This window comes from Pseudonocardia petroleophila, from assembly GCF_014235185.1.
Classification (GTDB): domain Bacteria; phylum Actinomycetota; class Actinomycetes; order Mycobacteriales; family Pseudonocardiaceae; genus Pseudonocardia; species Pseudonocardia petroleophila.
Genome location: NZ_CP060131.1, coordinates 2,446,354 through 2,468,182, shown reverse-complemented (window position 1 = coordinate 2,468,182; position 21,829 = coordinate 2,446,354). Strand labels below are relative to the sequence as shown.

Annotated in this window: 25 protein-coding genes; 5 read left to right on the top strand and 20 right to left on the bottom strand. The window is 75.5% G+C overall.

The window, feature by feature from the left end; translation table 11 throughout:
• Window positions 1-204: 204 nt before the first annotated feature.
• From H6H00_RS12500 to H6H00_RS32260, 3 genes are all read right to left on the bottom strand, one after another.
• The gene (locus tag H6H00_RS12500) at window positions 205-801 is read right to left on the bottom strand and encodes a response regulator transcription factor (protein WP_075942692.1); all 597 of its coding nucleotides are present in this window, start codon (window positions 799-801) and stop codon (window positions 205-207) included.
• Between the two features lie 166 nt (window positions 802-967).
• Complete coding sequence (locus tag H6H00_RS12495; RefSeq protein ID WP_185721429.1) at window positions 968-1,813, bottom strand: hypothetical protein; 846 nt, start codon at window positions 1,811-1,813, stop codon at window positions 968-970.
• Between the two features lie 101 nt (window positions 1,814-1,914).
• Window positions 1,915-3,084, bottom strand: a complete 1,170-nt coding sequence (locus tag H6H00_RS32260) for a MerR family transcriptional regulator (protein ID WP_255425712.1) — start codon at window positions 3,082-3,084, stop codon at window positions 1,915-1,917.
• A gap of 133 nt (window positions 3,085-3,217) precedes the next feature.
• On the opposite strand from H6H00_RS32260, the gene H6H00_RS12485 reads away from it, so the two are divergent.
• Window positions 3,218-3,544: a WhiB family transcriptional regulator gene (locus H6H00_RS12485; protein ID WP_304633107.1), complete on the top strand. Its 327-nt coding sequence runs from the start codon at window positions 3,218-3,220 to the stop codon at window positions 3,542-3,544.
• A gap of 95 nt (window positions 3,545-3,639) precedes the next feature.
• On the opposite strand, the gene groL is transcribed toward H6H00_RS12485, so the two are convergent.
• Complete coding sequence (gene groL / locus H6H00_RS12480; protein ID WP_185721428.1) at window positions 3,640-5,265, bottom strand: chaperonin GroEL; 1,626 nt, start codon at window positions 5,263-5,265, stop codon at window positions 3,640-3,642.
• Between the two features lie 95 nt (window positions 5,266-5,360).
• A complete protein-coding gene (groES, locus tag H6H00_RS12475) occupies window positions 5,361-5,651 on the bottom strand; it encodes a co-chaperone GroES (RefSeq protein WP_013677399.1) in 291 nt (96 codons plus the stop codon).
• A gap of 217 nt (window positions 5,652-5,868) precedes the next feature.
• Between groES and H6H00_RS12470 the strand changes: the two genes are divergently transcribed.
• From H6H00_RS12470 to H6H00_RS12460, 3 genes are all read left to right on the top strand, one after another.
• Window positions 5,869-7,467, top strand: coding sequence for an alkaline phosphatase D family protein (locus H6H00_RS12470; protein ID WP_221775951.1), 1,599 nt, complete (start codon window positions 5,869-5,871; stop codon window positions 7,465-7,467).
• An 82-nt stretch (window positions 7,468-7,549) separates the two neighbouring features.
• Window positions 7,550-8,317 carry a sulfite exporter TauE/SafE family protein gene (locus H6H00_RS12465; RefSeq protein ID WP_185721426.1) on the top strand — a complete coding sequence of 256 codons (768 nt, stop codon included), beginning with the start codon at window positions 7,550-7,552 and terminating at the stop codon, window positions 8,315-8,317.
• Between the two features lie 10 nt (window positions 8,318-8,327).
• A complete protein-coding gene (locus tag H6H00_RS12460; RefSeq protein ID WP_185721425.1) occupies window positions 8,328-9,251 on the top strand; it encodes an aldo/keto reductase in 924 nt (307 codons plus the stop codon).
• Window positions 9,252-9,296: 45 nt separating this feature from the next.
• Here H6H00_RS12460 and tsaD read toward each other — a convergent pair whose 3' ends face one another.
• The 8 genes from tsaD to H6H00_RS12420 form a co-directional block, all read right to left on the bottom strand.
• A complete protein-coding gene (tsaD, locus tag H6H00_RS12455) occupies window positions 9,297-10,334 on the bottom strand; it encodes a tRNA (adenosine(37)-N6)-threonylcarbamoyltransferase complex transferase subunit TsaD (protein WP_185721424.1) in 1,038 nt (345 codons plus the stop codon).
• Window positions 10,331-10,780, bottom strand: coding sequence for a ribosomal protein S18-alanine N-acetyltransferase (gene rimI / locus H6H00_RS12450; RefSeq protein ID WP_185721423.1), 450 nt, complete (start codon window positions 10,778-10,780; stop codon window positions 10,331-10,333). Before rimI ends, tsaD begins: the two co-directional genes overlap by 4 nt.
• Window positions 10,780-11,463: a tRNA (adenosine(37)-N6)-threonylcarbamoyltransferase complex dimerization subunit type 1 TsaB gene (tsaB, locus tag H6H00_RS12445; protein WP_185721422.1), complete on the bottom strand. Its 684-nt coding sequence runs from the start codon at window positions 11,461-11,463 to the stop codon at window positions 10,780-10,782. Before tsaB ends, rimI begins: the two co-directional genes overlap by 1 nt.
• 216 nt (window positions 11,464-11,679) lie before the next feature.
• Window positions 11,680-12,381 carry an HAD family hydrolase gene (locus H6H00_RS12440; RefSeq protein ID WP_185721421.1) on the bottom strand — a complete coding sequence of 234 codons (702 nt, stop codon included), beginning with the start codon at window positions 12,379-12,381 and terminating at the stop codon, window positions 11,680-11,682.
• Window positions 12,378-12,896, bottom strand: a complete 519-nt coding sequence (tsaE, locus tag H6H00_RS12435) for a tRNA (adenosine(37)-N6)-threonylcarbamoyltransferase complex ATPase subunit type 1 TsaE (protein WP_185721420.1) — start codon at window positions 12,894-12,896, stop codon at window positions 12,378-12,380. Before tsaE ends, H6H00_RS12440 begins: the two co-directional genes overlap by 4 nt.
• Window positions 12,893-14,047, bottom strand: a complete 1,155-nt coding sequence (locus tag H6H00_RS12430) for an alpha/beta fold hydrolase (RefSeq protein ID WP_185721419.1) — start codon at window positions 14,045-14,047, stop codon at window positions 12,893-12,895. Before H6H00_RS12430 ends, tsaE begins: the two co-directional genes overlap by 4 nt.
• Complete coding sequence (gene alr / locus H6H00_RS12425) at window positions 14,044-15,189, bottom strand: alanine racemase (protein ID WP_185721418.1); 1,146 nt, start codon at window positions 15,187-15,189, stop codon at window positions 14,044-14,046. The genes H6H00_RS12430 and alr overlap by 4 nt, the downstream gene beginning before the upstream one ends.
• 58 nt (window positions 15,190-15,247) lie before the next feature.
• Entirely contained in the window at window positions 15,248-16,705 is a 1,458-nt protein-coding gene (locus H6H00_RS12420) for an NAD(P)H-hydrate dehydratase (protein WP_185721417.1), read from the bottom strand.
• A 148-nt stretch (window positions 16,706-16,853) separates the two neighbouring features.
• On the opposite strand from H6H00_RS12420, the gene H6H00_RS12415 reads away from it, so the two are divergent.
• Entirely contained in the window at window positions 16,854-17,705 is an 852-nt protein-coding gene (locus tag H6H00_RS12415) for a dienelactone hydrolase family protein (RefSeq protein ID WP_255425711.1), read from the top strand.
• A gap of 28 nt (window positions 17,706-17,733) precedes the next feature.
• Here H6H00_RS12415 and H6H00_RS12410 read toward each other — a convergent pair whose 3' ends face one another.
• The 7 genes from H6H00_RS12410 to H6H00_RS12380 form a co-directional block, all read right to left on the bottom strand.
• The gene (locus tag H6H00_RS12410) at window positions 17,734-18,237 is read right to left on the bottom strand and encodes a hypothetical protein (protein WP_185721416.1); all 504 of its coding nucleotides are present in this window, start codon (window positions 18,235-18,237) and stop codon (window positions 17,734-17,736) included.
• Complete coding sequence (locus tag H6H00_RS12405) at window positions 18,234-18,533, bottom strand: hypothetical protein (protein WP_185721415.1); 300 nt, start codon at window positions 18,531-18,533, stop codon at window positions 18,234-18,236. Before H6H00_RS12405 ends, H6H00_RS12410 begins: the two co-directional genes overlap by 4 nt.
• A 49-nt stretch (window positions 18,534-18,582) precedes the next feature.
• The gene (gene glmM / locus H6H00_RS12400; RefSeq protein WP_185721414.1) at window positions 18,583-19,923 is read right to left on the bottom strand and encodes a phosphoglucosamine mutase; all 1,341 of its coding nucleotides are present in this window, start codon (window positions 19,921-19,923) and stop codon (window positions 18,583-18,585) included.
• Window positions 19,924-19,925: 2 nt separating this feature from the next.
• Window positions 19,926-20,516 carry a 30S ribosomal protein S9 gene (gene rpsI, locus H6H00_RS32255; RefSeq protein WP_255425710.1) on the bottom strand — a complete coding sequence of 197 codons (591 nt, stop codon included), beginning with the start codon at window positions 20,514-20,516 and terminating at the stop codon, window positions 19,926-19,928.
• Between the two features lie 26 nt (window positions 20,517-20,542).
• A complete protein-coding gene (gene rplM, locus H6H00_RS12390) occupies window positions 20,543-20,986 on the bottom strand; it encodes a 50S ribosomal protein L13 (RefSeq protein WP_185721413.1) in 444 nt (147 codons plus the stop codon).
• Window positions 20,987-21,186: 200 nt separating this feature from the next.
• Window positions 21,187-21,474, bottom strand: coding sequence for a WXG100 family type VII secretion target (locus tag H6H00_RS12385; RefSeq protein WP_185721412.1), 288 nt, complete (start codon window positions 21,472-21,474; stop codon window positions 21,187-21,189).
• Window positions 21,475-21,487: 13 nt separating this feature from the next.
• Window positions 21,488-21,796, bottom strand: a complete 309-nt coding sequence (locus H6H00_RS12380) for a WXG100 family type VII secretion target (RefSeq protein ID WP_185721411.1) — start codon at window positions 21,794-21,796, stop codon at window positions 21,488-21,490.
• Window positions 21,797-21,829: the final 33 nt, after the last annotated feature.

The window sequence follows — 21,829 nt, the reverse complement described above, 5'->3', positions numbered from 1 at the left end:
CGTGAGGGCGACCACGGAGAGTGTTCAACCGTGTCCTCAGTGCGGTCCACCGTAGCGAAGAGCCGGAGACCGCTGGAGCGGGTACCTCGACAGGAGGACGCACGGGAGCGGAGCGGGGTTGCCCGGGATCGACACGGGACCGGACATGCAAACGGGTGCGTGGCCGCCGATTCGGCGGCCACGCACCCGGACGTGCTGGTGGGGCTAGGAGACCAGACCGCGGCGGAAGCCGTGCGCGACGGCCTGGGCCCGGTCGCGCACGCCGAGCTTGCGGAACAGCCGGCGGGCGTGGGTCTTGACCGTGTCCTCGGACAGGTAGAGCTCGCGCCCGATCTGCCCGTTGCTCTTCCCCTGGCTCATGCCCCGCAGCACCTGGAGCTCGCGCTCCGTCAGCTGGACGCCGGGGTCCGTGGGGGCCCGCGGCGTGGGCACGGCCGTGCTCGCGAGCGTGTGGGCGAGCGCGGCCACCAGCTCGGGGCGCGAGGCGTCCCAGCGGAGGTAGCCGCGAGCGCCGCCCGCGATGGCCGCGGCGATGCTGCCCGCGTCGTCGGGGGCTCCGAACACGATGACGTTGGCCTGGGGGTGGGCGGCGACCAGACGTCGCGTCGCCTCCACCCCGGTGGGCACCGCACGCTGGGTGCCGACCAGGACAACGTCGACCGGCTGCCGGGAGAACCGGGCCAGCAACTCGTCCCCGTGCGCAACGCAATCGATCCGATGCACCCCCGGCACCGCGGACATCACGCGGGTCAGGCCTTCGCGGACGCTACGACGATCGTCGCAGATGAGTACCGTCGTCACGACGATTCCTTCCTGCAGCTTCCTGCAGCCGGGTGATGTGTCACCCCACGCATCGGCGGGTGACCGCTCCACCTTGACACGATCAGGGCCCTTTTGTGCCCTCCATTCGGGAGGGTTGCGCCGAGTGGCACTCGTCATGTGGGTGACGAGGTTCCGAATGGAGTAATTACATTACCGAGGTCCGTGCAGCACCCCGCACCGGCTCCCCCGTCAGGCCCCTGCCCACAGGGTCGCTGAGCTGGTAAAGGACGCTCGCCGTGCGAGCCACGGCGTGTCGTCGGCGCGCCGGACCGCTCGGCTGACCGTTCGCCGCTTCGTGCGATCGATCCACCGCACCGTCGTTTGCGATCGGTGACGATTTGATCACGGACGGCGACAGGTCGTCCCTCGACAGGTCGAGCCAGGCCCCCCGGGCGGGACCCGACAGGGGCAGCAACCCCGCCCGGTCGGCGGTCTCGGCCACCGCGTCCAGCTCAGTGAACACTGCTCCGTTCGGGTGAGCAACCGCTCGGACGACCGCGAGCACCAACCGGGACTTCACGACGTGCCGCACCGAGCCCGCCTCCCGGGCCAGCTCCAGCGCCCGCCGGGCCGGCTCCTCCCCGTCCGCCGCGCGTCCCGCGTACAGCGCCGCCTCCGCCCGCACCCAGCCGATGCGCACCGCGGTCCGCCAGGACGGGTGCCGCCGCGCCTCGGCCGCGTCGAGCAGCCGGCCCGCCACCGGGTCGCCGAGCCCGAGCGCGTCGGCGGCCAGCCCGACGAGCGCGTCGACGGCGGCGGCTCCCGCGTCGGTGCCGTCCGGGCACGGGGGCGCGGGCGGTGCGGTCGCGGCCAGCCGCAGCCCGCGGGCGTCGAGGGGCCGGGCCAGTGCGTGTCCCCCGCGCTGCCTGCGGTGGGCGGCGAGGGTCACCGCGGCGTGCGCGGCGACCCCGGCCGGGATCCCCGGGTCGACCAGCAGGTCCAGCAGCAGCGTCGCGGCCGCGGCGAAGCGCCCCTGACCCCCGAGGGCCACGGCCGCGCACCAGCGGTCGACGGGGGACGCGCCGGGGCCGACGCGGACCGCCGCGCCCGGGGACCCACCGAACGCCGCGTCGCGGAGGGGGGACGGGGCCGTCAGACCAGCACCGCCTCGGCGAGCTGGGTGCCGGCGTCGGTGAGCGAGCCGAACACCCCGACCCGCGGGGGCAGCTCCTTGCCCGCCCAGCCCGGCCCGGCGACGAACGTCCGGAACCGCGGGCGGGTGCGGGGCAGCGACCGCAGCAGCCCGAGGTCGGCGCTCGGCGGGAGCTGCGACCACAGCACGACGGCGGCCGGGGCGGTCCGCCGGATCGCGGCGACGAGCGCGTCGGAGGGCAGGTTCGACCCCAGCGACCGGCTCTCGACGTACCGGTCGGCCAGCGTCGCGGCCAGCGCCACCAGCGGGAGCGTGTGGTACTCCCCCGGCATCCCCGCGAGCAGCACCGGACGGGGGTTGCGCGCAGGGGGGGCCTCGGCCGCGTGCCGCCCGAACACCGCGATCACGCACTCGCTGATCAGGTGCTCGATCTCGATCCCGGCCCCGGTGTCGGCCCAGCGCTGGGCCACCGCGGACAGCACGGGCCGCGCCACGGAGTCCCAGGTCTCGACGATGCCGTCGGCCTCGATCGACTCCTCCAGCAGCGTCCGGATCGTCGCCGCGTCGAGCGCCAGCGCCGCCCGTCCCAGCCCGCGGGCCGTGCGGCCGGCCCCGGGCAGGCGCAGCGCCCGGCCACCGACCCGCACCCGGGTGGCGGCCCGGCCGTCACCGGAGGCGTCGGTGAGCAGCAGGGGGCCGCCCGCGTCGGGCTCGTCCGGGTCGGGCTCGTCCGGGTCGGGCTCGTCCGGGCCGGCCGGGGTGCCGGGTCCCGCCGGCAGTCGCCGGGGCCCGTCGGCGTCGGGGCGGGGCAGGCGGGCGGTGCGGGCGTACTCCGCGGCGTCGACGGGCGACACCCCGCGCAGCAGTGCGTGCTGCATCAGCTCCAGCCGCGCGACGTCGTCGGCGGCGTAGCGGCGGTGGCGGCCGGGCTCGTGCCCGCCGGGGCCGACTCCGTAGCGGCGGTCCCACGTGCGCAGCGTGGACGGGGCGATGCCGAGCCGGCGGGCCACGGCCGCGACCGTGAGCCGCGGCACCTCGACGCCCCCGTCGGCCGGGCCGGCGGAGGTCGGTTCTGCGGGCTCCGGCGCGGGCTCGTCGGCCGGGGGGCCGTCCTGATCAGGGGCGACCGGCGGCGGGACGGGTGCCGCCGCCGTCGGCTCGGAGTGCATCCGCCCATCGTGCGGGCCCACCCGGCGAAGGGCAACCGCATCCCCTCCCTCGCAGAGCTTGAACAAGGTTTGAAGCGGTTCTACGATGGGCATTCCGACCGGGAAGCACGGTCGTCGTTGAGGAGATGCAGTCGTGGCGGACATCAGAAGGCTCCCGGTCCCGGTGACGGACATCTGGGACTGGCAGATGCACGGATCGTGCCGCGGGATGGACAGCGGCTTCTTCTTCCACCCGGAGGGTGAGCGGGGCCCGGCGCGGGTCAACCGCGAGACCCGGGCCAAGCAGGTCTGCGGGACCTGCCCGGTGTTGGAGCAGTGCCGGCGGCACGCCCTCACCGTCCACGAGCCGTACGGCGTGTGGGGCGGGCTGTCGGAGTCCGAGCGCGACGACATCATCCGCGGCAAGGAGCGCACGCTGAAGATGGCCGATCCCGCACCGGTGGTGCACACACCCCGATGACGCCGGGGCCGGCGCGGCGGCAGGCCGCACCGGTTCCGTGAAGCAGAACGGGCCACCTCCGATCCGGAGGTGGCCCGTTCGTCGTGCGGGTGGTGCTAGTGGCCGTGCCCGTGGCCGTGACCGCCACCGGCGGGGGCCGCCGGGGCGTCGGCCGGCTTGTCGACGACGGCGCTCTCGGTGGTGAGCACCATGCGCGCGATCGACGCGGCGTTGACCACGGCGGAGCGCGTGACCTTCACCGGGTCGATGACGCCGTCGGCCAGCAGGTCGCCGAAGGTGAGGGTGGCGGCGTTGAAGCCGTGGCCCCACTCCTGCTCGGAGACCTTGTTGACGACGACCGAGCCCTCGAAGCCACCGTTGGCGGCGATCCAGAACAGCGGCGCCGACAGGGCCTTGCGGACGATCGAGACGCCGGTGGCCTCGTCGCCGGTGAGGCCGAGGCCGCCCTCCAGCGTCTTGGCCGCCTGCACCAGCGCGGAACCGCCGCCGGGCACGATGCCCTCCTCGACCGCGGCCCGGGTGGCCGACACCGCGTCCTCGATGCGGTGCTTGCGCTCCTTGAGCGCGGTCTCGGTGGCCGCCCCGACCTTGATCACCGCGACGCCGCCGGCCAGCTTGGCCAGCCGCTCCTGCAGCTTCTCGCGGTCCCAGTCGGACGTGGCGTCCTCGATCTCGCGCTTGAGCTGCGCGACCCGGTCGTCGACGGCGGACTTCGGGCCGCCACCCTCGACGAGGGTGGTGGCGTCCTTCGTGACGACGACACGGCGGACCGTGCCCAGCAGGTCCAGCCCTGCCTCGGAGAGCTTCAGCCCGACCTCGGCGTTGATGACCGTGCCGCCGGTGGCGATGGCCAGGTCCTCCATGAACCACTTGCGGCGGTCGCCGAAGAACGGCGACTTGACCGCGGCGACCTTGACCGTCTTGCGGATCGAGTTGACGACCAGGGTCGAGAGCGCCTCGCCCTCGAGGTCCTCCGCGATGATGAGGAGGGGCTTGCCGTCGGCGAGCACCTTCTCCAGCAGCGGCAGCAGGTCGGCGATGGCGCCGATCTTGTCGCGGTGCAGCAGGACGTAGGCGTTCTCCAGCACCGCCTCCATCGACTCCGAGTCGGTCACGAAGTACGGGGAGAGGTAGCCCTTCTCGAACTGCAGGCCCTCGGTGATCTCCAGCTCGGTGGCGAGCGTGGAGCCCTCCTCGATGGTGATCACGCCGTCCTTGCCGACGGCCTTGAGCGCCTCGCTGATCAGGTTGCCGATCTCCTGCTCACGCGAGGCGATCGTGCCGACCTGGGCGATGTGCTCCTTGTCGTCGACCGGGATCGCCTTCTCCTTGAGGAAGTCGGCGACCGCGTCGGCGGCGGCGGAGATGCCCTTGCCCAGCGCCATCGGGTTCGCACCCGCGGCGACGTTGCGCAGGCCCGCGGCCACCATGGCCTGGGCGAGCACGGTGGCGGTGGTGGTGCCGTCACCCGCGACGTCGTTCGTGCGGGTGGCGACGGTCTTGGCGAGCTGGGCCCCGAGGTTCTCGAACGGGTCCTCGAGGTCGATCTCGCGGGCGATGGTCACGCCGTCGTTGGTGACGGTCGGACCACCGAACTTCTTGTCGATGACGACGTGCCGGCCGCGCGGGCCGAGGGTGACCTTGACCGCGTCCGCGAGCTGGTTCACCCCACGCTCGAGTGCGCGGCGGGTCTGCTCGTCGAAGCTGATCTGCTTCGGCATGTCCTGCCTCTCTGGTTACTCACGAAATGCCGACGCCCCGGTGGCCCGCTCGGTCGAGGGACCACCGGGGCGGCGGTACTGCAGAACTGCCTGCGTCAGTTGACGACCGCGAGCACGTCGCGCGCGGAGAGGATGAGGTACTCCTCGCCGTTGTACTTGACCTCGGTGCCGCCGTACTTCGAGTAGATGACGACGTCGCCGACCGCCACGTCCAGCGGGACGCGGTTGCCGTTGTCGTCGATACGGCCGGGGCCGACCGCGAGGACCTTGCCCTCCTGGGGCTTCTCCTTGGCGGTGTCCGGGATGACGATGCCGGACGCGGTCGTGGTCTCCGCCTCGCTGGCCTGGACGACGATCTTGTCCTCGAGCGGCTTGATGTTCGCCACGACGATGACCTCCCCTTCGGGGTGTACGTGTATCGGCTCTGATCGGGTACGACGCGAGACCGACCGGGCTCCCCGCCGCCGCGGGTGCCGGGGGGCCGGGTTCGATCTCGGCGTGCGTTGGCACTCTACCCATGAGAGTGCCAATCCCTCAACGGTGGCCCGACGTTCACCGGGTCGTGCCGTGCGGGCCACGCCGCGCACGACCGGGTGACCCACGCTGCCGGACGTGACCGTCGACGCGCGCACCACCACCGACCGCCGATCCGTCCTGCTGGCCGGGGTCGCCGCCTCCGCCGCACTGGCCGTCCCCACCGGCCTGCTGACGGCGCCGCCCGCCGCGGCGTCGGCCCGCCGGGGCGACCCGTTCACCCTCGGCGTGGCGTCCGGGGAACCCGCGCCCGACGGGGTCGTGCTGTGGACCCGCCTCGCCGTCGACCCGCTGGCCGACGACGGGCTCGGCGGGATGGGTGAGCGGCACACCGACGTCGAGTGGGAACTGGCCTCCGACGAGCGCTTCCGCCGGGTCGTGCGCCGCGGGGTCGAGACCACCGGGCCGGAGCTGGGGCACAGCGTCCACGTCGAGCTCGCCGGGCTGCGCCCGGGCCACGAGTACTTCTACCGCTTCCGCGCGGACGGGGCGGTGTCCCCCGTCGGGCGCACCCGCACGGCGCCGCCGCCGACGTCGATGGCCCCGCTGACGATGTGCTTCGCCTCGTGCTCGCAGTTCGAGCACGGCTTCTTCACCGCCTACGCGCGACTGGCCGAGGAGGAGCCGGACCTGGTGCTGCACCTGGGCGACTACCTCTACGAGTACGTCGCCGACGACTACGTGACGCAGCCGGACAACGTGCGCGACCACGTCGGCCCGGAGACCACGACGCTCGCGGGCTACCGGCAGCGCCACGCCCAGTACAAGACCGACGCCGACCTGCGGGCCGCGCACGCCGTCGCCCCGTGGCTGGTCGTGTTCGACGACCACGAGGTGGAGAACAACTGGGCCGACGACGTGCGCGAGCTGCCGCTCGACCCGGCGGGCGGGGACTTCGCCGACCGGAGGGCCGCGGCGTTCCGGGCGTACTGGGAGAACATGCCGCTGCGCGCCGCCCAGCGGCCCGACGGTCCGGACATGCAGCTCTACCGCAGCGTCGGCTGGGGTCGCACCGCCGCGTTCCACATGCTCGACACCCGCCAGTACCGCAGCGACCAGCCGTGCGACGACGCCTTCCCCGCCACCTGCGACGCGCGCGACGACCCCGCCGCGTCGCTGCCCGGCTCGGAGCAGGAGCGGTGGCTGGCCGACCGCTTCGCGCAGTCGCGCGCCCGCTGGGACGTGCTCGGGCAGCAGGTGTTCTTCTCCCAGGTCGACTACGTGCCCGGCGAGGCGCGCGGGTTCAACCCCGACGCGTGGGACGGCTACACCGCCTCGCGCGACCGCGTCGTCGACTCGTGGGTGCAGGCGGGGACGCGCAACGTCGTGGTGCTCACCGGGGACGTGCACGCGCACTGGGCCGCCGACGTGAAGCGCCGCTTCGACGACCCGGGGTCGCCCGTGGTCGGCACCGAGCTGGTGTCGACCTCGATCACCTCCGGCGGCGACGGGTCGGAGACGACCGAGGACACCGCGGGGCAGCTGGCCGACAACCCGCACATCCGGCTGTTCGACAACCGCCGCGGCTACGTCCGCACCCGGTTCACCGCCGACGAGCTGACGGCCGACTTCCGCGTGCTGCCCTACGTCCAGCGGCCGGGGGCGCCGGTCGAGACGCGCGCGTCGTTCGTGGTGGAGGACCGGCGGCCGGGACTGAACCCCGCCTGACGTGGCGCACGCCCTAACCGCTCCCGCCGATCACGGAGGAGGGTGCGGGAGCGGGCACCGGGGCCCGCCGGGAGGGGGCCCGATGACCGCGCTCGACGTCGTGCTGATCCTGCTCGCGGGCACCGCGGCGGGGGCGATCAACGCCGCGGTGGGATCGGGGTCGCTGATCACGTTCCCCACGCTGCTCGCGCTCGGCTTCCCGCCGGTGCTCGCGAACGTCTCCAACAACATCGGGCTCGTGCCCGGCGGGGTCGCGAGCGTGTGGGGGTACCGCCGCGAGCTGGCCGACCAGCGGCGCCGACTGCTCGTGCTCGGGTCGATGTCGGTGCTCGGCGGCGCCGCGGGTGCGGTGCTGCTGCTGGTGCTGCCCGCGTCGGCGTTCCGGGCGGTGGTGCCGGTGCTGATCGGCGTCGCCGTGCTGCTGGTGGCCGTGCAGCCGTGGATCGCGCGGGCGCTGGCCCGGCGCCCCGGGCGGTCCGACCGGCCCGACGTCGGACCGGCGGCGCTGGTCGCCACCGCGGCCTGCGGCGTCTACGGCGGCTACTTCGGCGGCGCGCAGGGCATCCTGCTCGTCGGGCTGCTGGGCACGGTGATGACCGAGACGCTGCAGCGGCTCAACGCGCTCAAGAACGGGCTCGTGACCTGCGTCAACGCGGTCGCCGCCGGGACCTTCCTGGTCGTCGCGCCCGACCAGGTCGACTGGCGGATCGTCGGGCTGATCGCCGTCGGGTCGTCGGCGGGCGGGCTGCTCGGGTCCCGGATCGGGCGGCGACTCCCCCAGTCGGTGCTGCGCGCGGTGATCGTCGTCGTGGGACTCGTCGCGATCGTGAACCTGCTGCGCCCGGCGTAGCGTCGCCGGCATGGCGACGATCGGTTCTCTGGAGGTGTCCCGGCTCTGCCTGGGCGCGAACGTGTTCGGGTGGACGGCCGACCGGGAGGCGTCCTTCGCGGTCCTCGACGGCTTCGTGGCCGCGGGCGGCACCGTGATCGACACGGCCGACTCCTACATGTGGCGGGTGCCCGGCAACTCCGGCGGCGAGTCCGAGACGATCATCGGCGACTGGATGGCCGAGCGCGGCAACCGCGACGACGTCGTCATCGCCACGAAGGTCGGCTCGCTCCCGACCCGCCCGGGCCTGTCGGCGGCGAACATCCGCGCGGCCTGCGAGGACTCCCTGCGGCGCCTGCGCACCGACCGCATCGACCTGTACTGGGCCCACAAGGACGACCCGGACACCGCCCAGGAGGAGACCCTCTCCGCGTTCGACGCGCTCGTCCGCGCCGGGTCGGTGCGCGAGATCGGCGCCTCCAACTTCTCCGCCGAGCGCCTGCGCAGCGCGCTCGACCTCTCCGCGGGCACCACCTCCTACGTCGCCGCCCAGCCGCACTACAACCTGGTGGAGCGCACGGAGTTCGAGACCGGGCTCGCCCCGCTGCTCGCCGCGGAGGGGATCGCGTGCCTGCCGTACTACGCGCTGGCCAAGGGCTTCCTCACCGGCAAGTACCGGACCGGCGGGCCGGACGTCGCGAGCGTGCGGGCCGAGGGCGCGCTGGCCTACCTCGACGACCGCGGCACCGCGGTGCTGGCCGCGCTCGACGACATCGGGGCCGCGCACGACGTGCCGGTGGCGGCGGTCGCCCTGGCCTGGCTCGCGGCACAGCCGACGGTCGCCGCGCCGATCGCGAGCGCCCGCACCCCCGGGCAGCTCGCCGCCCTGGTCCCGGCGCTGACCCTGGAGCTGTCCGACGACGAGCTGGGCCGTCTCTCCGCCGCCGGCGACTAGCTACCCGACCGGCGCCCCGGTGACCGGCGCCTCGGAGACCAGCGCCTAGGAGACCAGCACCTCGGTGACCGGCATCGAGGAGTCGGCCGGCAGGTCCAGCGGGCTCGCCGGCGCCCCGCCGACGAGCAGGTGCGCGCCGAGCGCCGCCACCATGGCCCCGTTGTCGGTGCACAGGCCCGGGCGGGGCACGCGCAGCACGATGCCCGCGGCGTCGCAGCGCTCCTGGGCGAGCGCCCGCAGCCGCGAGTTGGCCGCGACCCCGCCGCCGAGCAGCAGCGTCTCCATCCCCCGCTCCCGCGCCGCCCGCACGGCCTTCGCCGTGAGCACGTCGACGACGGCCTCCTGGAAGCTCGCCGCCACGTCGGCGACGGGCACCGGGGTGCCCGCCCGCTCCAGCGCCTCGACGTGCCGGGCGACCGCGGTCTTCAGGCCGGAGAAGGAGAAGTCGAAGGGGGCGTCGCGGGGGCCGGTGAGGCCGCGGGGGAAGGCCACCGCGCGCGGGTCGCCGTCGCGGGCCACGCGGTCGACGTGCGGGCCCCCGGGGAACGGCAGCCCGAGGAGGCGGGCGATCTTGTCGAAGGCCTCTCCCGCGGCGTCGTCGATGGTGGCGCCAAGCGGCGTGACCGGCCCGGCGACGTCGGGCACGTCGAGCAGGCTGGAGTGCCCGCCGGAGACCAGCAGCGCGAGGCACGGCGGCAGCGGACCGTTCTGCAGCGTGTCGACGGCGACGTGCGCGGCGAGGTGGTTGACGCCGTAGAGCGGCACGTCCCACGCGGTGGCGTAGGCCTTCGCCGCGGCGACCCCGACGAGCAGCGCCCCGGTGAGCCCCGGCCCCGCGGTGACGGCGACGGCGTCGACGTCGCGCGCGGCGATCCCGGCGGTCGCGAGCGCCCGGCGCACCGCGGGCACCATCGCCTGCAGGTGGGCGCGCGAGGCGACCTCCGGCACCACGCCGCCGAAGCGCGCGTGCTCGTCGACCGAGGACGCCACCTCGTTGGCCAGCAGCTCCGGTGCCGGACCGTCGGCGCGCACGATCCCGACCCCGGTCTCGTCGCACGAGGTCTCGATGCCCAGGACGATCACCGGGCGTCCCTCCGCATCGTGTGGGCGTCGGCCCCGCTGGGCCGGTAGTAGCGCCTGCGCAGGCCGACCACGGTGAATCCCTCCGACTCGTAGAGCGCGCGTGCGGGTGCGTTGTCGGTGCGGACCTCGAGGAACACCGTGGCCCGCTCGGCGTCGGCGACGGCCAGCAGCTCGCGCAGCAGCGTGCGGCCGATCCCGCGGCCCTGGTGGGACGGGTCGACGCCGATCGTGTGGATCTCCGCCTCGGCCTGCGGCGGGCCCGCGACGAACGCGAGCCCGGCGTACCCGACGAGCGTGTCGCCCTCGCGGGCGGCGCGGTAGAGGTGCCCCATCCGGACCTCGTCGCGGAAGGCGCGCTCGCTCCACGGGTCGTCCTCGGGGAACAGCAGCCCCTCCAGCTCGGCGCAGCGGGGCGCGTCGTCCTCGCGCAGCTCGTCGATGGTCATCACGCGCTCACCTTCTTGCGCGCACCCGGCTCCTGGGCGTCGGGGCGGCGCAGGTACAGCGGCTCCAGCGGCCCGGGATCGCCGCCCGCCCGCACCGCCGACGCGGCGACCGCGACCAGCCCGCGCGGCGACGGCGCCGCCGGCTCGCGCACCGGCCACCCCAGGCCCGCGGCCGACCCGCCCGCGGCCGCGGCCACCGACAGGCCCCGCTCGACCAGCGCCGCGGGTGACTCCACGTGCGGGCCGTCGGTCCGGGCCCCGGACCCGTCGTAAACCGCCCAGTAGACCTCGCGGCGCCGGGCGTCGGTGACGACGAGCAGCGGCCCGGCACCCGCGGCCGCGTCGATCGCGGCCGCATCGACGGCATCGGCGGCGATCGCGTCGAGGGAGCACACGCCGTGCACCGGCACGCCGAGCGCGTCACCGAGGGCGGCCGCGGTGACCATCCCGACCCGCAGCCCGGTGAACGGGCCCGGCCCGGTGCCGACGACGATCGCGCCGATCTCCCGCAGCGCCGTCCCGGCGTCGGCGCACGCGGCGAGCACCCCCGGCATGAGCAGCTCCGCGTGCTTGCGCGGATCGTGCACGACGCGCACCGACCGGGGTACGACCGCGTCCGTCGTCAGCTCGACGACACCCGCGGTGACGGCGGGTGTCGCGGTGTCCAGGGCCAGTACGAGCACCCGCCCAGGCTACGAGCGTCCCTCCCGTCCCGTGCCGACGGGCCGCCGACCTGTGGACAACTCCCGCCGATGTGGACAACTCGCGATCGCGGTCGGTGGTCGGGGCGGGTCCTGTCGGGGTGGAGCCGGACCGTCGGCGCCATGACCGAGACACCCCACCCCGCCACCCCGCCCACCGGGCGCGGGGGAGTCCGGGCCGTGAGCACCCGGCCGGGTTCACCAGTCCGCGAGCAGGTCCGGGAGATCGGCGAGGCTCTGGATCACGCCGTCGGGGTGCACGTCCACCGGCACCTGCTGCACGAGCGGGATGTCGGAGTGGGGCACCAGCACCGCCCTCATCCCGATGCCCTTCGCCCCACTGATGTCGTCGTAGGGCCGGTCGCCGACGTACACGCAGCGTTCGGGGTGCGCCACGCCCAGCCCGTCCATCGCGGCCCGGAACGCGGTGGGGTGCGGCTTGGTGAAGGCCAGGTCGCTGCTCCACACGCAGGCGTCGAAGTAGTCGAGCACGCCGTCGCGGCGCAGCCACTCCTCGTGCCAGTCCCCGGGCCAGGCCGTCGAGGAGAGCACACCGAGCAGCAGGCCGCGCTCGCTCAGCTCGGCGAGCATCGGCGCCGCCTCGGGGTCGGTGTGGGTGGCCTGCACCCACACGTCGCGGTAGGCGTCGAGCGCGGCGGGGTCGTGGCCCGCCTCCGCGTCGGCGATCACGTCGGCGGTGGTGAACGCGCGGTGGGAGTCGCGCACGCCGGCCCACCGCGCGTCGTCGGCCGCGAGGAGCGCGGCGGCGAGCTCCGCGGCGCGCTCGTCGTCGTCGGAGTGCCGGGTGCACGCGTAGGCCCGCCACGCGTCGTGCGGATCGAGGGAGATCCAGGGCGTCAGCGTGCCGCCCCAGTCGAAGATCACGGCCTCGACGGTCACGGCGTCTGGTCCCCCGGGGCCTCCACCCGCACGACCGTCGCTTCCCGCACGTCGTCGGGGCGCCGGTGCAGGCGCACCAGCAGGTGCCGCGCCGAGAGCCGCTCGGCCACCCCCTCGCCCCACTCCACGGCCACCACCGCGTCGGCGAGGTCGGTGTCGAGGTCGAGGTCGTCCAGCTCCGCGGCCACGTCGGCGGCCATCCCGAGGCGGTACGCGTCGACGTGCACCAGCGGCACCCCCCGCGGTCCGGCGCGGTGCTCGCGGGCGATCACGAACGTCGGCGACGTCACCGGGCCGCTCACCCCGAGCCCGCGGGCGAGCCCCCGCACGAACGCCGTCTTGCCCGCGCCCAGCGGGCCCGACAGCACCACCAGGTCACCGGCCGCGAGACCGGCCGCCAGTCGTTCGCCCAGCGCCTCGGTGTCGGCGACGTCGGGCAGCTCCAGCGGGGCGGGGTCCGGTGCGGGGGCGGGGTCCGGCGCGACGGGGGCGGCGTCGTGCTGCCGCGCGCTCATGCCCGCCTCCGGAACCGCCGCGGCCGCCCGGGACCGGTGTCGGTGCCCGAGCCGGTCCCGATGCGTGCCGCACTGCGCTGCAGCAGCCCGATCAGCGCCTCGTCCATCGCCTCGTGCTGCTCCAGCATCGGCAGGTGCCCCACCCCGGGGAAGCGCACCAGCGTCGCGTCGGGCAGCTCCGCCGCGATCCGCTCGGAGTGCGCGAACGGGATCACGCGGTCGGCCTCGCCCGCGGCCACGAGCACCTCGCAACCCGCGAGTGCGGGCAGCGCCGCCACCCGGTCGTGGCTGCCCACGGTGTCGACGAAGTCGGTCAGCGCGTCGACCGCGTTGGAGCTGATCATGGTGTCCACCAGGTCGACCAGCCAGGGCGCCACGCTGCGGTCGCCGTACGCGAAGCTGCGGGTGATCGCCCAGATCAGGTCGCCCGCCACCCCCCGCACCACGTCGACGAGCGTGGGCTGCAGCCGGGCGAGCAGGCCGACACCCCGGGTCAGCGGGTTGCGCCGCGACAGCAGCGCGCCCTGCAGGCCGGCGCTCGCCACCTCGCCCGCCGAGGTGGCGACCAGGGCCACCCCGAGCACGCGCTCGGTGAACAGCTCCGGGTGCTGCTCGGCCAGCGCCATGAGCGTCATGCCGCCCATGGAGTGCCCGACGAGCACCAGCGGGCCCTCCGGGGCGAGCGCGCGGATCACGGCGTCGAGGTCGCGGCCGAGCTGCTCGATCGTGCAGCTCTCCCGCGAGGCGCGCTCGGAGCGGCCGTGGCTGCGCTGGTCGTACAGGACCAGCCGCACGGCGGGGTCGACCAGCTCGGCCAGCGACCGGCGCTGGAAGTGCCAGGTGCGGCGGTCGAGGGCGAACCCGTGCACGAGGACGACGGTGAGGACCGGGGCGTCGGCGGGGCCGTCGGAGAGGTCGATCTCCTCGCAGGACAGCCGCACGCCGTCGTCGGCGGTCACCGACGAGGGCTCACCCGGCGGGAGCATCCCCGGCTCGGACGAGCCCTCCGACATCTGCGTCGCGAGCCGCCGCCGGGCGGTGGCGATCTGCTTGCGCTTGCGGGCGGCCGCGCCCACCGCCACGCCGGTGGCGGCCGCGCCCACGACGCCACCCGCCACACCGACGGTCTGCCAGACCCCGGGCCGCTTCACGACGCGCCGACCACGGTGCGGGTCACGCGGTTGCCGTGCACACCCGTGGCGATCTCGTAGTGGATCGTGTCGAGCTCGTCGGCCCAGTCCTGGGCGGTGGGGCCGCCGTCGTCACCCGGACCGAACAGCACCGCGTGGTCACCGGGCCGCACGTCGGTGTCCGGGCCGCAGTCGACCACCACCTGGTCCATGCACACCCGCCCGACCACCGGCCGCAGCCGGCCACCGATCAGCACCTGCATCCGGGCGTTGCGGTTCAGCCGCCGCGGCACCCCGTCGGCGTAGCCCGCGGGGATCAGCGCCAGCGTCGTCTCCGCCGGGGTGGTCCACTCGTGGCCGTAGGACACGCCCTCGCCCGCGGGCACCCGCTTCACCAGCGCGACGCGCGCCCGCAGCGTCATCACCGGGCGCAGCGGGCTCTCCTCGACGGGCCGGTCGAGCGGGTCGAGACCGTAGACGGCGATGCCCGGACGGACGATGTCGAAGTGGAGGTCGGGCCGGGTGAGGGTGGCCGCGGAGTTCGCCAGGTGCCGCAGCGGGGCGAGGCCCCGGTCGCGGGCGGCCTGCCAGGCGGCGGTGAGCCGGGTGGCCTGCCGGTCGAGCGTCGGGTGGTGCGGGGCGTCGGCGTGCGCCAGGTGCGACCACACGGCCGTCACCTCGCAGGTGCCGTCGGCGGCGGCCTTCGCGGCGTCGTCGAGCAGGTCGGCCCACGCCGCCGCGGGGGCGCCGTTGCGGGACAGCCCGGTGTCGATCTTGAGGTGCAGCCGCGCCAGGCGCCCGGCCGCCCGGGCCCCGGCCAGCACGGCGGCGAGGTGCTCGCGCGAGGACACCGACAGGTCGACATCGGCGGCGACCGCGGCGGCGAAGTCGTCGTCGGGCACGTGCAGCCACGACAGCAGCGGGGCCGTGATCCCGGCCGCCCGCAGCTCCAGCGCCTCCTCGATCGTGCAGACGCCCAGCCAGGTCGCCCCGGCCGAGAGCGCGGCCCGCGCGACCGGCACGGCCCCGTGGCCGTACCCGTCGGCCTTGACCACGGCCATGACCTGGGCCTGCGCGGCCGCGGCGGCGAGCACCCCGATGTTGTGGCGCACGGCGTCGAGGTCGATCACCGCCTCGACCCGGGCCGTCCCCGACGAAGTCACGACGGCATCATCGCATCACCGGCCGCGGCCGGGGGTCCCGCGGCGGGCGTGCGTCCCCTCACCGCGGACGATCTTGGGCGGTGGCCGGGGCGAACAGGGAACGGACGGCCGCCGGGATCGCGGCCTGCATCAGGGAGGCCGGGGCGGGGGCCCCGTCGGCGGCGATCTCGGCGGCGCGGGCGTGCACGAACGCGCCGCACCCCGCCGCCCACCAGGGCTCCAGCCCGGCGGCGAGCAGGGCCCCGATGATCCCGGACAGCACGTCGCCCGATCCCGCCGTGGCCGCCCACGACGTCGTCGACGGGTGCACGAGCGCGCGTCCGTCCGGGGCGGCGACGACGGTCGCGTTGCCCTTGAGCAGCACGGTCACCCCGAGGTCGGCGGCCGCCCGCCGCGCCGCGCCGATCCGGTCGGCTCCCACGTCCCCGGCCAGCCGGGCGAACTCCCGGTCGTGCGGCGTCACCACGACCGGCCGGCCGCGCACGGCGTCGCGCAGGTCGGCGTGCGCCCCGAGCAGGGTGATCGCGTCGGCGTCGAGGCACAGCGGGACGTCGCGGTCGAGCGCGGCCCGGACCGTCGCGCGACCGGCGTCGTCGGTGCCCGAGCCGGGCCCGACCGTCCAGGCCTGGGTCCGCCCCGCCGCGTCGACGTCCCGGGTCGCCACCACCTCCGGCCACCGCGCGTGCACGGCCTCGGCCCCGGTTCCCGCGTAGCGGACCATCCCGCTGGTGGCGAGCACCGCGGCGCCCGCGGCCAGCACGGCCGCGCCGGGGTAGACCGCCGAGCCGGCCGCGATCCCGACGACGCCCTGCGTGTACTTGTCGTCGGTCGGCCCCGGGATCGGCCAGCGGGCCGCGACGTCGGCGGCCTCGAGCACCTGCGCGTGCGGCTCGGGCAGGTACGGGCCCAGCCCGAAGTCGACGAGGTGCACCGGCCCGCACGACGGCGCGGCCAGCGCGTGCACCGGCTTGCGGGCCCCGAAGGTCACGGTCGCGTCGGCCCGGACCGCGGGGTCGTGGACCTCGCCGGTGTCGGTGTCGACGCCGCTGGGCAGGTCCACGGCCACGACCGGCACCCCGGCCCGCGCGGCCGCGGCCACCAGCCCGGCCCCGGGGTCGCGCACCGGGCCGCGCCCGGAGATCCCGACGATCCCGTCCACCACGAGGTCGGCCCGCTCCACCAGCGCCGCGGCCCCGTCGGCCCCGGCGACCCGGCCCCCGACCCGGCGCAGGGCCCTGAGCCCCGGCTCGTACGCCCGGTCCGGCACCAGCAGCACCGCGGTCACCGCGACGCCGCGGCGGCGCAGCTCGTACCCGGCCCACAGCGCGTCGCCCCCGTTGTGGCCGGCGCCGACCAGCAGCACCACCCGGCGTCCCGCGACGGCGGGCCCGAGCGCGGCCCGCATCCGCACCGCGAGCCCGTACGCCGCCCGGCGCATGATCGTCTCGCCGGGCACCCGCCGCATCATCGACGCCTCGGCGTCCCGGATCTGCCCGGCCGTCCACACACCCCACATGCCGGCGACAGTAGGCGGTCCGGCCGGTCCGCCGCGGGCGTCCGGACCCGATCCGGGAGGTCCGCCGGGCTCCCGGCCACCGGACACGATCGGGTCACGCCCGTCCCGGACCGGCGACGGACGCCGCGCGGTACTACGGTTCTGCGCTGTGACCCGGACCCGATCGTCCTCGCCCGACGCGGTGCACGCGCAGCTCTCCGGGCTGCGCCGGGGGAAGGACGCCCTCGACCAGCTCTCCCGCCCGGGACCGCTTACCGCGCTGCGCGGCGATCTCGGCATGGTCGGCATCCCGGGCGTCCTGTTCGCCCCGGAGGAGGGGCTCGGCCTGCCCGCCGTCGCGTTCGCGCACGACTGGCTCCAGCCGGCCGACCGCTACGCCGACCTGCTGCGCCACCTCGCCACCTGGGGCATCGTCGCCGCCGCCCCGGGCAGCCACCGCGGCGCGCTGCCGAGCCACGCCGGGCTCGCCGCCGACCTGCGCACCACCCTCGACGTGTGCGCGGGCGTGCGCCTGGGCGACGGCCGGATCAGCGTCGACGCCCGCCGCACCGCGTTCGCCGGCCACGGCATCGGCGGGGGCGTCGCGATCCTCGCGGCCGCCGGGCACTCCCGCGTGCGGGCGGTCGTGTCGATCGCCGCCGCGCAGACCCGCCCGTCGGCCCTCGACGCGGCCCGCACCGTCACCGTCCCGACCCTGCACATCGCGGCCGGCAACGACACCGTCTCGCCCGCGCGCGGCCACGCCGAGCCGGTGGCGATGGCCGCGGGCGGGCCGGTCGTGCTGCGGACGCTGAAGAAGGCCACGCACACCGGCTTCCTCGACGGCATCCACTGGAGCGACCTGCTGCTCGCGGGCAGCCCCGACGCGAAGACCCGCCGCCTCACCCGCGGCCTGGTCACCGCGTTCCTGCTGCGCGAGCTGTGCGACGAGACCGGTGACCCGCTCGACGAGGTGGTGGACGGCAAGGTCGCCGGCACCGAGGTCGTCGCCCGCGGCTGAGCCCGCCGGGGCCGACGAGGGATCCGCGTCAGCCGGGCCCGGCGTCGTCGGAGAGCCGGGCGATGCTCATGCCGCGCTCGTCGTCGACCCGCCGCGCATCGGTGCCGGCCAGGCGCGGGCCGCCGGGTCGCGACCCAGCCGGACCGCCACCGACCGACGCGGTGGCGTCCGCACCGTCGGCCCGGGTCCCGCCCCCGCCCGGCTCGCCGGGCGGCGGACCCTCGCCCGGCCGGCCCGCCACCGGGCCCGGCCCCGCCGCCGGATCGACCGCCCCCGCCCCGTCCACCGGGGTCGCCAGCCGCTCCAGCGCCGCCACCACGAGCCGCCCCGCGGCCAGCGCGGCGTCGACCTCCCGGTCCAGCGCCCGCTGCACCAGACCCGCCCGTTCCGCCCACGCGCGTCCCGCGTCGTCGAGCCAGTCGGACTCGACGTCGGCGACCACCCGCCGCAGCGCGGGCAGCGCGTCCCGCAGCCGGGCGCCGGTGACGGCGAGCAGCCCGGCCGCGGTGAGCAGGGCGTCCTCCGCGTTCACGGCCGGTCCGTGAGCGCGGCCAGCCCGGCGGTGGCGGCGTCGTCGGCCGCCGCCGCGGCGTACGCGGCGACGTGCAGCGCGGCGGCCAGCGCGGCCAGCTCCCGCCCGGCCCGATCGACGGCGGCCGCGGCGCGGTCGAGCTCGGCGAGCACCGCGGGGCCGCCCGGCGTCGCGGCCAGACCGTCGCGGGTGGCCGCGTCGACCCACGGCAGCGGCGCCAGGTCGGCCAGCAGGGCCGACAGCCGCCGGCCGTGCACGTGCAGCCGGTCGGGATCCAGGAGCAGCTCGGACGGCATGGCCCGATCCTGACCCACCCGCACCCGCCGCGGGGCGGAACGCGCGAACTCAGCCCGCCGCGGCGACGACCTCGGCCAGCGCGGCGGCGGTGTCGCGGGCCTGCTCCTCGGTGGGGGCCTCGACCATCACCCGCACCAGCTGCTCGGTGCCCGACGGCCGCAGCAGCACCCGGCCGGTGCCGCCCAGCTCCACCTGCGCGGCCTCGACGGCGTCGCGCACGGCCGTGGACGCGGCCACCGCGCCCTTGTCCCCGACGACGACGTTCTGCAGCACCTGCGGCAGCGGGGTGACGATCCCCGCCAGCTCCGCCAGCGACGACCCGGTCTCCGCCATCCGGGCCATCAGCCGCAGCGCCGTGAGCAGGCCGTCGCCGGTGGTGGACCGCGCGGGCAGCACGACGTGCCCGGACTGCTCGCCACCGAGGGTGAACCCGCCGGCCCGCAGCTCCTCCAGCACGTAGCGGTCGCCGACGGCGGTGGTGCGCACCGCGATCCCGGCCGCCTCCATCGCCAGGTGCAGCCCGAGGTTGCTCATCACCGTGGTGACCAGCGTGTCCCGGGCGAGCTCGCCCGCGTCCCGCATCGCGACGGCCAGCACGGCCATGATCCGGTCGCCGTCGATCACGGCGCCCGCGGCGTCGACGGCGAGGCACCGGTCGGCGTCGCCGTCGTGGGCGATCCCGAGGTCGGCCCCGTGCTCGCGGACGGCGGCCTGCAGCGGTCCGAGGTGCGTGGACCCGACCCCGTCGTTGATGTTGAGCCCGTCCGGCTCGGCGTGCAGGGCGACGACCTCGGCCCCCGCGCGGCGGTAGGCGTCGGGCGCGACGGTGGACGCGGCGCCGTGCGCGCAGTCGACGACGACGCGCAGCCCCGCGAGCGACGGCGTGCCGTCGATCAGGTGGGCGGTGTAGCGCTCGGCGGCGTCGGGGAGGTCGCGGACGCGGCCGATGCCGGCACCGGTGGGGCGCGGGCCGGTGTCGCGCATGCCGTCCTCGACGGCGATCTCCAGCGCGTCGGGCAGCTTGTGCCCGCCGGAGGCGAAGAGCTTGATGCCGTTGTCCGGCATCGGGTTGTGCGAGGCGGAGATCATCACGCCCAGGTCGGCGCCGAGCGCGTCGACGAGGTGCGCCACGGCGGGCGTCGGCAGCACGCCGACCCGCACGGCGTCGGCCCCCGCCGAGGTGAGCCCGGCGACGACGGCCGCCTCGAGCATCTCGCCGCTGGCGCGGGGATCGCGCCCGACGACCGCGACCGGACGGTGGGTGCGGTCGCGCTCGGCGAGCACGCGCGCGGCGGACGCGGACAGCGCAACGGCGAGCTCCGGGGTGAGGAGCTCGCCGTTGGCCAGTCCGCGAACGCCGTCGGTACCGAAGAGACGTCGTTCGCCCATGCTCAGCGCTTGCTGTACTGGGGCGCCTTGCGGGCCTTCTTGAGGCCGTACTTCTTGCGCTCGATGACGCGCGGGTCGCGGGTGAGGAAGCCGGCCTTCTTCAGCGGCGGGCGGTCCTCGGAGTCGACCTCGATCAGCGCGCGGGCGATGGCCAGGCGCAGCGCACCGGCCTGGCCGGAGATCCCGCCACCGTGCAGGTTGGCGAAGATGTCGAAGCGCTCGGTCTTCTCGAGCAGCACGAGCGGCTCCCGGATCAGCTGCTGGTGCAGCTTGTTCGGGAAGTAGGTCTCGAGGCTCTTGCCGTTGAGCGTGAAGTTGCCGCTGCCGGGCATGAGGCGGACGCGGACGACGGCCTCCTTGCGACGGCCGACGGTCTGCACCGGGCGGTCGGAGAACACGGCGGCCGGCAGGTCGCTCGCGACGTCGACCTCGACGTCGGTGTCGTAGTCCTCGTCGGCGACGGCCTCGTCGGTGGCGTCGACCTCGGCGTCGTCGGCGACGGCGTCGACCTCGGCGACCTCGTCGGAGCTGGCCTCAGCCTCGACGGCCTGCGTCTCCGCGGGGGCCTCGACCTCGGGCTCGGGGCTGGTCACGGTCTGTCCTTCTTCCTCGGAGCTGGTCACTGAGCGACCTGGACGATCTCGAACGCGGCCGGCTGCTGCGCGGCGTGCGGGTGGTTCGGGCCGGCGTAGACCTTGAGCTTCTTGCCCATGGCCCGACCGAGCTTGTTCTTCGGCAGCATGCCCTTGACGGCCTTCTCGACCAGGCGGTCGGGCTGCTTCTCGATCATCTCGCCGACCGAGCGCTGGCGCAGACCACCCGGGAAACCGCTGTGGCGGTAGACGAACTTGTCGTCGCGCTTGTTGCCGGACACGGAGATCTTCTCGGCGTTCACGATGACCACGAAGTCACCGGTGTCCATGTGCGGGGCGTACGTCGGCTTGTGCTTGCCGCGCAGGAGCGTGGCGGCGTGCGTGGCGAGGCGGCCGAGCACCACGTCCGTAGCATCGATCACGTGCCAGGCGCGGTTGATCTCGCCGGGCTTCGGGCTGTACGTGGACACGGACCTACCTCGTCGCTGTCTAGGCTCGTCGAACTGCGGGCTCGGGAGCTACCTCTGGTGCGTGTGGTGCGGAAAAGGGCACCGGGCCCCGGAGGCGGGGTGCGCTCGGAAGAGCGCACGACCTCCCGCCGCACTATCGGTTGTCGAGGGTACCCGCCGGTCCGGAGGAGGGTCAAAACGCCCCCTCCGGACCGTCGCGCTCAGGTCCAGAACGACAGGTTGCGGGCCTCGGCCTGCTGGTAGTTCTCGTTCGCGGTGCCGACCGCGCGGCCGATCCGGTCGAGCACCGCCGCGATGTCGACGGCGGCGGCGTTCCACTCCCGCTGCTTCTCGCGGTAGAACTGCGCGGCCTCGCCCTGCCAGGTCGCCGTGATCGGCCGGAGCCCGTCCTCGAGCTCGGTGAGCCGGTCGTTCATCCGCTTCGTCGTGGCCCGGATGTCCTCCTGCGCCGTGGCCAGCGCGGCGAACCCGACCTTGATCTCCGCCATGTCCCGTCCCCCTTCAGCCCAGAGCCGCGGTGATGGTGCTCAGCCCGTCGCGCGAGGCGTCCTCGGACGCCTGGTAGCCCGCGCCCGACGTGCGGATCGCCTCGCCGATCGCGCCGAGCGCCTCGCCGAGCCGGTTGGCGTCGGCGTCCCAGCGGGCCACGAGCTGCACGAACACGCGGTAGCTGTCGCTGGACCACGCCGACGCGAGCGGCGCGAGCCTGCCCTGCAGCGCCCGCAGGTCGGCCAGGACGGTGTCCCGCACCTCCATCGCCCGCGCCCCGGCGGCCATCATGTCCTCGGTCGAGGTGCCGAACCCGTCCATCGCACTCCTCCTCCGCGGTGGCCGTGCGGCCAC

What these genes read in the sequence shown, in the direction of transcription:
- H6H00_RS12465 (WP_185721426.1), top strand. Translation starts at nt 7,550, where the DNA reads ATGACCGCGCTCGACGTCGTGCTGATCCTGCTCGCGGGCACCGCGGCG.
- H6H00_RS32260 (WP_255425712.1), bottom strand. Translation starts at nt 3,084, where the DNA reads ATGCACTCCGAGCCGACGGCGGCGGCACCCGTCCCGCCGCCGGTCGCC.
- H6H00_RS12420 (WP_185721417.1), bottom strand. Translation starts at nt 16,705, where the DNA reads ATGTGGGGTGTGTGGACGGCCGGGCAGATCCGGGACGCCGAGGCGTCG.
- H6H00_RS12380 (WP_185721411.1), bottom strand. Translation starts at nt 21,796, where the DNA reads ATGGACGGGTTCGGCACCTCGACCGAGGACATGATGGCCGCCGGGGCG.
- rimI (WP_185721423.1), bottom strand. Translation starts at nt 10,780, where the DNA reads ATGACCATCGACGAGCTGCGCGAGGACGACGCGCCCCGCTGCGCCGAG.
- H6H00_RS12460 (WP_185721425.1), top strand. Translation starts at nt 8,328, where the DNA reads ATGGCGACGATCGGTTCTCTGGAGGTGTCCCGGCTCTGCCTGGGCGCG.
- glmM (WP_185721414.1), bottom strand. Translation starts at nt 19,923, where the DNA reads ATGGGCGAACGACGTCTCTTCGGTACCGACGGCGTTCGCGGACTGGCC.
- H6H00_RS12385 (WP_185721412.1), bottom strand. Translation starts at nt 21,474, where the DNA reads ATGGCGGAGATCAAGGTCGGGTTCGCCGCGCTGGCCACGGCGCAGGAG.
- H6H00_RS12405 (WP_185721415.1), bottom strand. Translation starts at nt 18,533, where the DNA reads ATGCCGTCCGAGCTGCTCCTGGATCCCGACCGGCTGCACGTGCACGGC.
- tsaE (WP_185721420.1), bottom strand. Translation starts at nt 12,896, where the DNA reads ATGAGCGCGCGGCAGCACGACGCCGCCCCCGTCGCGCCGGACCCCGCC.
- groL (WP_185721428.1), bottom strand. Translation starts at nt 5,265, where the DNA reads ATGCCGAAGCAGATCAGCTTCGACGAGCAGACCCGCCGCGCACTCGAG.